Source organism: Micromonospora sp. NBC_00421 (assembly GCF_036017915.1).
In the GTDB taxonomy this organism is placed as follows: domain Bacteria; phylum Actinomycetota; class Actinomycetes; order Mycobacteriales; family Micromonosporaceae; genus Micromonospora.
On sequence record NZ_CP107929.1, the window covers coordinates 3,042,378 to 3,056,900 of the forward strand.

The window sequence follows — 14,523 nt, forward strand, 5'->3', positions numbered from 1 at the left end:
CCTCGGGGCTGGCCGGGTCACGAGTCGGAGCCTTCGAGGGCGAGCCGGACCAGACTGGCGACGTCGAGTTCACGGATCTCGGCCTCGGGGGCGACCGGAGCGGTCGGCGCAGCGGCCGGATCCGGCTCCGGCGCGCCGGTGTCCCGCGCGAGCCGCAACAACGGGTCGAGCAGGCCGGAGCGGCGCAACTGGTCCAGTGGGATCGCCGCGAGGACCCGCCGGACCGTCTCCTCGTCGCCACCGTCGACGGGCTCGCCCTCGTCGCCGAAGAGCTCCCCGTAGAGGTGGCCGGCGAGGTCGGCCGCGGTCGGGTAGTCGAAGACGACGGTGGTGGCCAGTTCGTGCCCCGTCTCGGCGCTGAGCAGGTTGCGCAGTTCCACCGCGGTGAGCGAGTCGAACCCGAGGTCGAGGAAACCCCGTTCGGTGTCGACGGCGTCCGCAGTGGAGTGGCCGAGGACCTTCGCCGCGGTCACCCGGACCATCTCCAGGAGGCTGCCGCGCCGTTCGGCGGCGGGCAGCGGACGCAGCTCGGCGAGCAGGTCCCGACCGACCGTGGCAGGGGTGCCGACCGACTCGGCGGGACCGGCGTTCAGCTCCCGTACGGCCGGCAGGTCGGCCAGGAGCGGGCTGGACCGCAGCGCGGTGAACGGCGGGTGGAAGGTGGCCCAGTCGATGTCGACGATGGTGACGCAGGTGTCCCCGACGGCGAGGGCGTGCCGCAGCCCGGCCAACGCCACGCCGGGCGGCATCACCCGCAGGCCACGACGGCGTAGCTGCTCCGGCCCGCTGTCGTCGAACATGCCGGACTCCGTCCACGGGCCCCAGGCCACCGACGTGGCGGGCAGCCCCCGCGCCCGCCGTCGCTGGGCGAAGGCGTCCAGGTAGGCGTTGCCGGCCGCGTACGCGCCCTGCCCGCCGCTGCCCCAGACGGCCGCGATCGACGAGAAGAGCACGAACGCGTCCAGCTCGACGCCGTCGAGCAGTTCGTCGAGCAGTTCCGCGCCGACCAGCTTCGGGCCGATGACGTACGCCAGGTCCTCCAGGGTGGTGTCGGCCAGCGGCACCAACTCGCTGACCCCGGCGGCGTGCATCACCGTCCGCAGCGGCGGGCCCTCCCGCCGCAGCTCGGCGATCAGGTCGGTCATTGCGGCCCGGTCGGCGGCGTCGCAGCGGGCCACCCGGCAGTCGACGCCGGACGCCTCCAGTTCGGCCAGCAGCTCGGCGGCGCCGGGCGTGTCGATGCCGCGCCGGCTGGTCAGCACGATCCGTTCGGCGCCGGCGGCGGCCACCCAACGGGCGATGTGCCCACCGAGCGCGCCGGTGCCGCCGGTGACCAGCACGGTGCCCCGGGGCCGCCACGGCTCCGGTTCGCCGACGGTGGCGGCCGGGGCGAGCCGGCGGACGAACACCCCGGCGTCCCGGACGGCGAGCTGATCCTCGGCGACGCCGCCGGTGAGGAGGTCGGCGAGCCGCGTCGCGGTCCCGCCGTCGATCGCGGCCGGCAGGTCGACCAGCCCGGCCCAGCGGGCGGACTGTTCCAGCGCCGCCACCCGGCCCAGCCCCCACAGCGCCGTCTGCCGGGGGCTGGCCGGCGCGTCGCCGTCGGCGACCCCGACCGCGCCCCGCGTGGCGCACCAGAGCCGGGCCGCCACGTCCAGGTCGGTCATCGCGTGCAGGAGCTGCACGGTCGCCACGAGGCCACGCGGCAGCGCCGGGTACTCGGCGTGCGGGGAGTCGTCCAGGCCGAGGAGGGACAGGATCGACAGCGGCTGGTCGGTGCGGGCCAGCGCGTCGGCCAGGACGCCGACCAGCTCGTCCGGGTCGGCGGCGGTGTCCACCGGCACGGTTGTCACGTTCGCGCCGAGCGCCCGGACGCAGGCGTCCAGACCGGGGTCGCCCGCCAGGGCGGCGGGCAGCAGCACCAGCCAACGCTCCGGAGGCGTCGCCGAGGGGGTGGTCGGCGCGGCCAGCGGCTGCCAGAGCTCCCGGTAGCGGGCACTGTCCACCATGGATCGTTCGCGCCCGCGCCGCCGCCAGGCGGACAGCGCCGGCAGCACCGTGCCGAACGGCTGGTCCCGGTCGACGTCCAGCTCGCGCAGCAGCGAGTCGAGGTCCTCGGCCTCCACCGCCGTCCAGAACCGGCTGTCGGTCTCGGTCCGCTCGTCGACCGGCGCGGTGAGCCACGCTGGCGGTTCGGGCCAGAAGCGCTGCCTGTCGAAGACGTGGGTGGGCAGGTCGGCGGGCTGCGGTTCGGCGTCGGCGTAGAGGGCCGGCCAGTCCGGCGACCAGCCGTGCGCGTGCAGCGTGGCGACCGCCCGCAGCAGGGCGGCCGACTCCGGACGGTCCCGGCGCAGGGTGGGCACCACCAGCGCGGGCCGCCCGCCGGCCGACCCGCCGTCGGCGAGGGCGGCCTGGGTGAGGGCGGTCAGCACCCCGTCCGGGCCGACCTCCACGAACCCGGTGCAGCCCTGCCGGCGCAGGGCGGTGACCGCGTCGGCGAAGCGCACCGCGCCCCGGGCGTGCCGCACCCAGTACCCCGGCGTGCCCATCTCCGTCGCGTCGACCGGCGCGCCGGTGACCGTGGAGACCAGCGGGATGGTCGGGGCGTGGTGCGACAGCCGCGCGGCGACGGTGGCGAGGTCGTCGAGCACCGGGTCCATCAGCGGGCTGTGGAACGCGTGGCTGACCGCCAACCTACGGGTCCGTACGCCCCGCGCGGCCCACTCGGCGGTCACCTCCTCGACGGCGTCGGCCGGGCCGGAGAGCACCACCGCTGTGGGACCGTTCACCGCGGCCACGCAGACCCGGTCGGCGCGGTCACCGAGGCTGGCGCGCACGTCGGCCTCCGGCGCGGCGACGGCGACCATCGCCCCACCGTCGGGCAACGCCTGCATGAGCCGGCCCCGCGCGGCGACCAGTTCGGCGGCGTCGGCCACAGTGAGCACCCCGGCGGCGTGGGCGGCGGCGAACTCGCCGATGGAGTGGCCGGCGACCACGTCGGGGCGCAGGCCCCAGGCGCTCAGGAGCCGGAACAGCGCCACCTCGACGGCGAAGATCGCCGGCTGGGTGAACTCGGTCCGGTCCAGCAGGTCGGCCTCGACCGTACCGGCCTCGGCGAACATCACCTCGCGCAGCGGTCGGGGCAGGTGCGGGTCGAGGACCGCGCAGACCTCGTCCAGGGCGGCGGCGAAGACGGGGTACGCCCCGGCCAGCTCGCGGCCCATCCCGGGGCGCTGCGCCCCCTGTCCGGAGAAGAGGTACGCGACCTTCGGCGTTCCAGTGGCCGCCCCGGTGACCAGCAGCGGGGAGTCGTCGCCACGTGCCAACGCCCGCAGCCCGGCACGCAGTTCCTTCCGGTCGGCGGCCAGGACGACCGCCCGGTGCTCCAACACGGCCCGGGAGACCGCCGACGACCAGCCGACGTCGACCAGCGGCGCCGCCTGCGGCCCGGTGAGCCGGTCGGCCCACGGGCCCGCCTGGGCGGCCAGCGACGCGGCGGTCCGCGCCGACAGCAGCACCGGCACCAGCGGCAGTTCGGCCGGGGACACGACCGGCACGGCCGGTTCGGGGGCCTGCTCGAGGATGGTGTGGGCGTTGGTGCCGCTGATCCCGAAGGAGGAGACGGCGGCGCGGCGCGGCCGTCCGGTCAGCGGCCAGGGCCGCCCCTCGGTGAGCAGTCCGACCGCGCCGACGCTCCAGTCCACCTGGTCGGTGGGCTCGTCGACGTGCAGGGTCGGTGGCAGGTAGCCGTTCCGCATGGCGAGGACCATCTTGATGATCCCGGCGACACCGGCAGCGGCCTGGGTGTGGCCGATGTTCGACTTCACCGACCCGAGCCAGAGCGGACGGTCGGCGGGGCGCTCCTGTCCGTAGGTGGCGAGCAGGGCCTGCGCCTCGATCGGGTCACCGAGCCGGGTGCCCGTACCGTGCGCCTCCACGGCGTCCACGTCGGCTGCGGAGAGCCGGGCGTTGCTCAGCGCCTGCCGGATCACCCGCTGCTGGGCGGGGCCGTTCGGGGCGGTGAGACCGTTCGACGCACCGTCCTGGTTGACCGCGCTGCCCCGGATCACCGCCAGTACCGGGTGGCCGTTGCGCCGGGCGTCGCTGAGCCGCTCCACCAGCAGCATGCCGGCACCCTCACCCCAGCTCGTCCCGTCGGCGGCGGAGGCGAACGCCTTGACCCGGCCGTCCGGGGCCAACCCCCGCTGCCGACTGAAGCCGACGAACACGCCGGGGGTGGCCATCACGGTGACCCCGCCGACCAGGGCGAGGGAGCATTCGGCGGAACGGAGCGCCTGACAGGCCCAGTGCAGCGCCACCAGCGACGAGGAGCAGGCGGTGTCCACCGAGACGGCCGGCCCCTCCAGCCCGAAGGTGTAGGCCACCCGGCCGGAGAGCACGCTGCCGGCGTTGCCGGTCATCAGGTGGCCCTCGGCGCCCTCGGCGCCGATCATCAGGTTGCGGTAGTCCTGGTAGTTCGTGCCCACGAAGACACCGGTGGAGCTGCCCCGCAGCGCCTGCGGGTCGATGCCGGCCCGTTCGATCGCCTCCCAGGAGGTCTCCAGCAGCAGCCGCTGCTGGGGATCCATGGCGAGGGCCTCACGCGGGCTGATGCCGAAGAAGCCGGCGTCGAACTCGGCGGCCGCGGGGACGAAGGCACCCTCGCGGGCGTAGCTGGTGCCCTCGTTGGCGGGGTCGGCGTCGAAGAGCCGGGCCAGGTCCCAGCCCCGGTCGGTGGGGAACTCCCCGACCGCGTCGCCTCCGGCGGCGAGCAGCTGCCACAGCCGCTCGGGGGTGTCCGCCCCACCGGGGAACCGGCAGCCCATCGCGACGATGGCGATGGGTTCGTCGGACACGGCAGCCGCCGCGACGGGCGCGGTCGTGTCGACGGCGTTCCCGGTGAGCAGTTCGTCGAGGTGCGCGGCGAGCACCGTCGGGTTCGGGTAGTCGAAGGCGAGGGTGGCCGGCAGCCGCAGGCCGGTCGCGGTGGCGAGGAAGTTGCGCATCTCCACCGCGGTCAGCGAGTCCAGGCCGAGGTCCCGGAACGGGCGGGTGGCGGGGACGTCCTCGGCCGCCCCGTAGCCGAGGGCGGTTGCCGCACACTGCCGGACCAGGTCCCGCAGCTCCGCGTTCCGGTCGGCGGAGCTGATTCCGGCGAGCCGCTGGGCGAGTGCCGACGACGGCGCGTCCTGCGCTGCCTCCGCTGGCTGGTCCGCCGGCGGGGCCGCCCGCCGTACCTCAGGCAGGTCGCCGATCAGCGGGCTGGGCCGGACCAGGGTGAACGCCGGGGCGAACCGGGTCCAGTCGATGTCGGCGATCACCGTGGTGACCTCGCCGCGCCGCAGGGCCAGGCCCAGTGCCTCCACCGCGAGCTCGGGTTTCATGGCGACCATGCCGCCACGCTGGAGCCGCTGCCGGGCGACCTCGTTCTCGGCCGGCAGGCCGGCCCCGCTCCAGGCACCCCAGCCGACCGAGAGCGCGGGGCGCCCCTCGGCCCGGCGTCGCTCGGCGAGGGCGTCGAGGTACGCGTTCGCCGCCCCGTAGGCGCCCTGTCCGGCGTTGCCGGTGGTGCCGGCGACGGAGGAGAACAGGACGAAGGCGTCGAGGTCGAGGTCCCGGGTCAGCTCGTCCAGGTGCTCTGCGGCGGTGCACTTGGGTGCGGCGACGGCGTGCAGCCGGGCCGGGGTGACGGTGTCGACGATGCCGTCGTCGAGGACTGCGGCGGTGTGCAGCACGGCGGTGAGCGGGGCGTCGTCGGGTGTGCTCGCCAGCAGGGCGGCGAGCTGCGTCCGGTCGGTGACGTCGCAGGGGGCCACGGTGACGCGGACGCCGAGGTCGGTCAGCTCCGCCGCCAGGTCGGCGGCGCCCGGCGCGTCCGGACCGTGTCGGCTGGCCAGCAGGACGTGCGCCGCGCCGGCGCGGGCCGCCCAGCGGGCCATGTGCCCGCCGAGTCCGCCGGTTCCGCCGGTGATCAGCACCGTGCCGCGCATCCGCCAACCGTCGTCGCCGGGGTCGGTGGTGGCCGGCTCGGGCCCGGTGATCCGGGTGAGGCGGCGGACGAGTACGCCGGTCTCCCGGACGGCGACCTGGTCCTCGCCGCCGCTGCCGCCGAGAACCGCGCAGAGTCGTGCGCCGGTACCCGGGTCGAGGTCGGCCGGCAGGTCCACCAGTCCGCCCCAACGACCGGGGTGTTCGAGTGCGACCGCCCGGCCGAAGCCCCAGACGGCGGCAGCCACCGGGGTCGGCGGGGCGTCCCCGGCACCGACCGCGACGGCCCGTCGGGTGGCACACCACAGCGGGGCCTCCACGCCCAGCGTGCCGAGCGCCTGCACCAGTTGAGCGGCCCCGACGACGCCGAGCGGGGCCGCCAGGTGCTCCGGGTGCACGCGCTCGTCGAGGCCGAGCAGGGAGAGCACGCCGGCGAGGCCGTCGGTGGGGAGGGCCGCGCGCAGCCGGTCGGTGAACGCCGACTGATCGTCGATCACGTCCAGCAGCACGGGTACGACGTCCGCGCCGACGTTGCCGAGCGCCCCCAGCACACCGGCGACCAGCGGATCCTCGGCCAGGGCGGCGGGGACCGGGACGAGCCAGGTGCCGGAGAGCCGGGTCAGCGGCAGGTCGGGCAGTACCTCCCAGGTGACCCGGTAGCGCCACCGGTCGAGGTCCGGCTCCCCGTCGTCCTGGTTCAGGAAGATCGGCGGTGCCGGCCAGTACCGTTGGTGGTCGAAGGCGTACGTCGGCAGCGGCACGACCTCGGCCTCGGGCAGCACCCGGGTCAGGTCGACCGGCAGACCGATGGCGTGCGCGGTAGCCAGGTTGATCAACAACCGGGTCGGATCGTCCTCACCCCGACGCAACGTACCCAGGACGTGCCCGGTCACCTCCACGTCGTCCAGGATCGCGGTCACCGGCATCGTCAACACCGGATGCGGCGACACCTCCACGAACGTGCGGTAACCCGCCGCGACCGCCACCCGCACCGCAGCGTCGAACTGCACCGTCCGCCGCAGATTCTCATACCAGTAGTCCGCCGTCATCGACGACGGGTCCACCCAATCCCCGGTCAAGGTCGAGACGAGCCGGACGTGACCGGCCTGCGGCTTCACCTCCGACAGATCCGCACGCAACCGCTCCGCGACCTCCTGCACCGCCGCCGAATGCGACGCATAATCCACCGGAATCAACCGGGCCCGCACCCCATCGGCCACACATGCCGCCACCAGGTCAGCCACCGGCTGCGGCGGACCCGACACCACCACCGACGCCGGACCATTCACCGCCGCCACCCCCACCCCCGGGAAACCCACCAACCGCTCAGTGACCGCCCCAACAGACAAATCCACCGACGCCATCGCACCCGAACCCCGCAACACCCCCAACGCCCGCGACCGCAACGCCACCACCCTCGCCCCATCCTCCACAGACAAGACCCCCGCCACACACGCCGCACCGATCTCACCCTGCGAATGACCCACCACCACCCCCGGCAACACACCCACCTCCTCCCACACCGCCGCCAACGCCACACCCACCGCCCACAACACCGGCTGCACCACCTCCACCCGCCCCAACCACGACTCATCACCCCCCGTCAACACCGACACCACATCCACATCCACAAACGGCACCAACGCCCGCTGACACTCCGCCAACCGCGCATCAAACACCGGCACCCGCCCCACCAAACCCGCCGCCATCCCCACCGACTGCCCACCCTGACCCGGAAACACAAACACCGCACCCGCAGACGAACCAACCACACCCGAAACCACGTTCCCCGCCGGCACACCCGACGCCACCGCATCCAACCCCGACAGCAACTCCTCCACACCCGACCCGACCACCACCGCCCGCTGGTCGAGGCTGGCGCGGGTGGTCGCCAGCGACCAGGCCAGCGCGGAGGTGTCCAGGCCGTCGCGCTCGCGCACGTGCGCGGCGAGGCGGGCGGCCTGGCCGGCCAGTGCGTTCCTCGTCCGCGCCGACACGGGCCAGACGGTCACCTCCGAGCCGACCACGCCCGGAGCGCGGGTACGGGTCTCGGCCTCCTCGTCGACGGATTCGTCGGCCTGCTCGATGATCACGTGAGCGTTGGTGCCGGAGATGCCGAACGACGACACCGCCGCCCGACGCGGCCGCCCCACCGCCGGCCACGGCCGCGCCTCGGTCACCAACTCCACCGCACCCGCCGACCAGTCGATGTGCGGCGACGGCTCGTCCACGTGCAGGGTCGCCGGCACGACCCCGTGCCGCATCGCCTGCACCACCTTGATCACACCGGCCACACCGGCGGCGGCCTGGGTGTGCCCGAGGTTCGACTTCACCGACCCCAACAGCACCGGGGTGGCCTCCCCCCGGTCCTGCCCGTACGTGGCCAGCAGCGCCTGGGCCTCGATCGGGTCACCCAGGCGGGTACCCGTGCCGTGCGCCTCCACCACGTCCACGTCGGCGGTGGAGAGCCGGGCCGAGATGAGGGCCTGGCTGATCACCCGCTGCTGCGCGGGCCCGTGGGGGGCGGTGAGTCCGTTCGACGCACCGTCCTGGTTGACCGCACTGCCCCGGACGACCGCCAGGACCCGGTGGCCGTTACGGCGGGCGTCCGACAGCCGCTCCACCAGCAGCCAGCCGACCCCCTCGGAGAACCCGGCACCGTCGGCGGCAGCGGAGAACGACCTGCACCGCCCGTCCGGGGACAGGGCACGCTGCCGGCTGGAGCCGACCAGGAGGCCGGGGGTCGCCATCACGGTGACCCCACCGGCCAGGGCCAGCGTGCACTCCCCCGCGCGCAGCGCCTGCACGGCGAGGTGCAGCGCCACCAGGGAGGAGGAGCAGGCCGTGTCGATCGACACCGCCGGCCCCTCCAGCCCCAGCGTGTACGACACCCGCCCGGAGGCGACGGCCGCCGCCCCTCCGGTCATCGAGTGGCCCTCGTCCCCGTCCGGCGACATCATCAGCAGGGTGCCGTAGTCCTGCCCGTTGGTGCCGACGAAGACTCCGGTCCGGGTGCCGCGCAACGAGGCGGGGTCGATGCCGGCGGATTCGACCGCCTCCCAGGCTGTCTCCAGCAGGAGCCGCTGCTGCGGGTCCATGGTGAGGGCCTCGCGGGGCGAGATGCCGAAGAAACGGGCGTCGAAGTCACCGGCCCCGTCGATGAACCCGCCTTCCCGGGCGTACGAGGTGCCCGGGTTGTCGGGGTCGGGGTGGTAGAGCCGCTCCAGGTCCCAGCCCCGGTCGTCGGGGAAGAAGGTGACGGCGTCCCGGCCGTCCCGCAGCAGCTCCCACAGGTCGTCCGGGTTGCGCACCCCGCCGGGCAGCCGACAGCTCATCGCCACGATCGCCACCGGCTCCAGTTCCTGGGACTGGACCTCGCTGAGCCGTCGACGGGTGTCGTGGAGATCAGCCATGACCCGCTTGAGGTAGTCGCGGAGCTTGTCTTCATTGCCCATGTCGGAGCCGCTTCCTCGCAGGGGACGGAGAGCCGGGGTGTCGGCGGGAGAGCCGGAGTGGGTCAGGAGATCCCGAGGTCCTTGTCGACCATCGCGAACAGTTCGTCGTCGGTGGCGTCGTCGAGATGCCGGCCGATGTCGCCACCGCCGCCCTGGCCGAGCCACGAGAGCATCGCCTGGAGACGGACGGTGGCCCGGACCCGGGCCGCCTCGTCGCGTGCCACCACGTCGAGGCTGTCGGCGATCCGGTCGAGATCGTCGAGGAGCACGGTCGGGGTGACCACGTCCTCCTGGGCCACCTCGGCGAAGAGGTACTCGGCCAGGGTAGTCGGGGTCGGGTAGTCGAAGACCAGCGTGACCGGGAGGGCCACCCCGGTCGCCGTGCCGAGCCGGTTACGCAGCTCGACCGCGGTGACCGAGTCGAACCCCAGTTCCCGGAACGCCCGGTGTTCGTCGACCGACTCCATCGAGGCGTAGTTGAGGACGGCGGCGACCTGGCCCCGGACCAGCCCGAGCAGCACGGCCATCCGGTCGGCGGCGGGCAGCCCGGCGAGCCGGTCCCGCAGCGGGTCGGGGCCATCGGGCAACTCGGTGCCGGCGACGGCGTGTTCGGTGGCCTGGAGCCGACGGACGTCCGGCAGGTCGCTGATCAACGGGCCGGGACGGGTCGCGGTGAACGCGACGGCGAACCGCTCCCAGGCGATGTCGGCGATGGTGAGCGCCGGCTCGCCGTGGTCCACCACCTGGTGCAGAGCGGTGATGGCGGCCTCCGGGGGCATCTCCGGGACGCCGTGCCGGTGCAGCAGCTCGCCGAACGGGCCGTCGGCCATGCCACCGCCGGCCCAGGCGCCCCAGGCGATGGCGGTGGCGGGCATGCCGAGGCCACGCCGGTGCTGGGCGAGCGCGTCGAGGAAGGCGTTGCTCGGCGCGTAGTTGCCCACGCCGGAGCTGGCCACGGTCCCGGCGAAGGACGAGAACATGACGAACGCCGAGAGGTCCAGGCCGAGGGTCAGCTCGTGCAGGTGGTACGCCACGTCGACCTTGGCCTGGAGGACCCGTTCGATCTGGTCGATCCGGATCTCGTTGATCAGGGCGTCGTCCAGCACCGCGCTGGCGTGCACGACAGTGGTGAGGGGCTGCTCGTCGGGGATGCCGTCGATCAGCTCAGCCAGGGCCTCCCGGTCGGACGCGTCGCAGGCGACCACAGTGGTGCGGGCACCAAGGGCGGTGAGATCGTCCACCAGTTGCCGGGCACCCGGCGCGGCCATGCCACGCCGGCTGACGACGATGATGTTCTCCACTCCGCTGCGGGCCAGCCAGCGGGCGGCGTGCCCACCGAGGGCACCGGTACCGCCGGTGACCAGGGCCGTCCCGGAGGGTTCCCACGGGTTGGCGGGCTGGCTGTCCCCGAGCGGGACACGGGTGAGGCGGCGGCCGAGCAGTCCGGTCGGGCGGACGGCTATCTGGTCCTCCTCGCCGGCGGTGGTGAGGGCCGCGACGAGCAGGTCGGCGGAGCGCTCCTCGACCGCCTCGGGCAGGTCGACGAGGCCACCCCAGCGTTCCGGGTGTTCCAGCGCGGCGACCCGGCCGAAGCCCCAGACCAGCGCCTGCATCGGTGCCCGGAGCTGGTCGACGCGGCCGACGGAGACGGCACCGGAGGTGACGCTCCACATCGGGGCGGACAGGCCGATGTCGCCGAGGGCCTGGAAGAGCGCGACGGTCGCGGCGAAGCCACCGGGTACGGAGGGATAGAGCGGGTGGACCAGTTCGTCGAAGGCGAGCAGCGACACCACGCCGGTCACCTCGGCGTCCCCACCGTCGGTGCCGGTACCGGTGGCGAGGGCCTCCCGCAGGAGCTTGCCGAGCAGGTCACGGTCGACGTCGGTGGTGCTGACGGGGACCGGTACGACGTTCGCGCCGGCCGCGGCGATCGCCTCGACGGAAGCGTCCTGCCAGGGCTCGACGAAGTCCCCGGTCGGCAGCACCACGAGCCAGGTACCGCTCATGCCCCGGTTGGCCACTCCGGTCAGCGGCTTCCAGGTGTCCTGGTAACGCCAGCTGTCGATGTCGGACTGCCGGCGTCGCTGCCGCCGCCACGAGGTGAGCAGCGGCAGGGCGGGCCGCAACGCGTCGGCGGCATGCTCGGCGGGGGTGTCGGCGGGGGTGACCACGTTGGCGAGCGCGGCCAGGTCGCCGCGTTCCACGGCCGCCCAGAAGCCGGCGTCGCCGGGGTCGGCGGTGCCCTGGGTCAGGCCCTCCAGCTGGGGTCCGCCGCTACCGTCCAGCCAGTAGTGCTGGTGGTCGAAGGCGTAGGTGGGCAGGTCGACCGTCGCCGTCTCGGCGAGGACCTTCCGCAGATCCACCGGGAGGCCGATGGTGTGGGCGGTAACCAGGCTGGTCAGCAGGCGGGTCGGGTCGTCCTCACCCCGCCGCAACGTGCCCAGGGCGTGCCCGGTGACGCCCACGTCGTCCAGGATCGCGGTCACCGGCATCGCCAACACCGGATGCGGGGACATCTCGATGAACGTGCTGTGGCCCGCTGCGGCGGCAACCCGGACGGCCGGATCGAACAACACCGTCTGCCGCAGGTTCTCGAACCAGTACTCCGCCCCCATCGACTCCGGGTCCACCCACTCCCCCGTCAGAGTCGACACGAGACGGACCTGACCCGCCCGGGGCGTGACGTCCACCAGATCGGTGCGCAACTGCTCGGCGACCCCCCGCACCGCCGCCGAGTGCGACGCGTAGTCGACCGGGATGATCCGCGCCCGGACGCCCTCGGCCTGGCACGCCGCCACCAGATCCCCCACCGGCTGCGACGGACCCGACACCACCACCGTCGCCGGCCCGTTCACCGCCGCCACCCCCACACCCGGGAATGCCGGCAGCCGTTCCGCGACAGCGTCGGCGGACAGGTCGACCGAGGCCATCGCCCCGGTGCCCCGCAACACCGCCAACGCACGCGACCGCAGCGCGACAACCCTCGCCGCGTCCTCCAGGCTGAGGATCCCGGCGACACAGGCGGCACCGATCTCACCCTGCGAGTGACCGACCACCGCCGCCGGACTGACACCGGCGTGCTGCCACACGGCCGCCAGCGCGACACCCACCGCCCACAACACCGGCTGGACGACCTCGACCCGCTCCAGCCACGACTCGTCATCCCCGGTCAACACCGAAACCAGGTCCACATTCAGGTAGGCGGCCAACGCCCGCTGACACTCCGCCAGCCGCACGTCGAACACCGGACAACGACCCACCAGACCAGCCGCCATCCGCGCCGACTGCGCGCCCTGGCCCGGGAACACGAACACCGGACCAGCAGACGAACCGACGGCCGTACCGGACACCAGGTTCCCGGCCGGCGAGCCGGCGGCCAGGGCGTCCAGACCGGCCAGCAGCTCGTCGAGGTCCGCGCCGACCACGACGGCCCGCTGGTCGAAGGTCGACCGGGTGGTCAGCAGCGACCAGCCCACCGCTGTCGGGTCCACCGCACCGTGCTCGCGCACGCGCTCGGCGAGGCGGGCGGCCAGAACGGCCAGCGCGCCCTTGGACCGCGCCGACACCGGCCACGCGGTCACGTCCGAGGCGACCAGGCCGCAAGCCCGGTCGCGGGTCCGGGTAGGCTCGTCGGCCTGCTCCGCGTCGGTGGTGACGGACGGCCGGTACTCCTCGACGATCACGTGGGCGTTGGTGCCGCTCACCCCGAACGAGGAGACACCGCCTCGGCGGGGTCGATCCAGCTCCGGCCACGGCCGGCGCTCGGTGAGCAGCGAGACCGCCCCGGCGGACCAGTCCACGTGCGTCGACGGCGCGTCGACGTGCAGGGTCTCCGGCATCACGCCGTTGCGCAGGGCCATCACCATCTTCACCATGCCGGCGACCCCGGCGGCGCTCTGGGTGTGGCCGATGTTCGACTTCACCGAGCCGAGCCAGAGCGGCCGGTCGGCGGGCCGGTCCTGCCCGTAGGTGGCGATCAGCGCCTGTGCCTCGATCGGGTCGCCCAGGGTGGTACCCGTGCCGTGCGCCTCCACCATGTCGACGTCGGCGGTGCCGAGCCTGGCGTTGGCGAGAGCCTGCCGGATCACCCGCTGCTGCGACGGGCCGTTCGGAGCGGTGAGGCCGTTGGACGCGCCGTCCTGGTTGAGGGCGCTGCCCCGGATCACGGCGAGGATCGGGTGGCCGTTGCGTTCCGCGTCGGCGAGCCGCTCCAGGACGAACACCCCGCCGCCCTCGCCCCAGCCGGTGCCGTCCGCGCCTGCCGCGAACGCCTTGCACCGCCCGTCGACGGACATGCCGCGCTGCCGGGAGAAGACGACGAAGACGCCGGGGGTGGCCATCACGGTGACGCCACCGGCGATGGCCAGGTCGCACTCCCGCCGGCGCAGCGCGTGCACCGCCAGGTGCAGGGCTACCAGGGAGGACGAGCAGGCGGTGTCGACGGTGACGGCGGGGCCGTTCAACCCGAGGGTGAACGAGATCCGGCCCGAGGCGACACTTGTGGTGTTGCCGGTGCCGAGGTACATGTCGACGCCCTCGGGCACATGCGGCAGACCCATGCCGTAGTTGGACGTGCTGAGCCCGACGAAGACGCCGGTCTGGCTGCCGCGCAGGGACAGCGGGTCGATGCCGGCCCGCTCGACCGCCTCCCAGGAGGTCTCCAGCAGCAACCGCTGCTGCGGGTCCATGGCGAGGGCCTCGCGCGGGGAGATCCCGAAGAGGGAGGCGTCGAAGTCACCGGCGGCGTCGAGGAACCCACCGACCCGCGTGTAGCTCTTGCCCGGCTGGTTCGGGTCGGGGTCGTAGAGCGACTCCAGGTCCCAGCCCCGGTCGTCCGGGAACTCGGTGAGGGCGTCCCGACCGTCGGCGACGAGGTCCCAGAGGTCCTCAGGCGTACGGACGCCGCCGGGGAACCGGCAGCTCATCGACACGATGGCGAGGGGTTCCTGGTCGCGGGCCTCGACGGTCTGCAGCTTGCGCTTCGTGTCGTGCAGATCGGCGGTCACCCGCTTGAGGAAGTACCGAAGCTTGTCGTCGTCGCTCATCGGGCCGCACCTGCCTCGATCCGGGGGTCGGTCAT

General features: G+C 73.9%; 2 protein-coding genes. Both read right to left on the reverse strand.

The window, feature by feature from the left end; translation table 11 throughout:
• Positions 1–17: 17 nt before the first annotated feature.
• The gene (locus OHQ87_RS13085) at positions 18–9,509 is read right to left on the reverse strand and encodes a type I polyketide synthase (RefSeq protein WP_442930821.1); all 9,492 of its coding nucleotides are present in this window, start codon (positions 9,507–9,509) and stop codon (positions 18–20) included.
• Complete coding sequence (locus OHQ87_RS13090; protein WP_442930822.1) at positions 9,506–14,449, reverse strand: type I polyketide synthase; 4,944 nt, start codon at positions 14,447–14,449, stop codon at positions 9,506–9,508. The genes OHQ87_RS13085 and OHQ87_RS13090 overlap by 4 nt, the downstream gene beginning before the upstream one ends.
• Positions 14,450–14,523 lie beyond the last annotated feature (74 nt).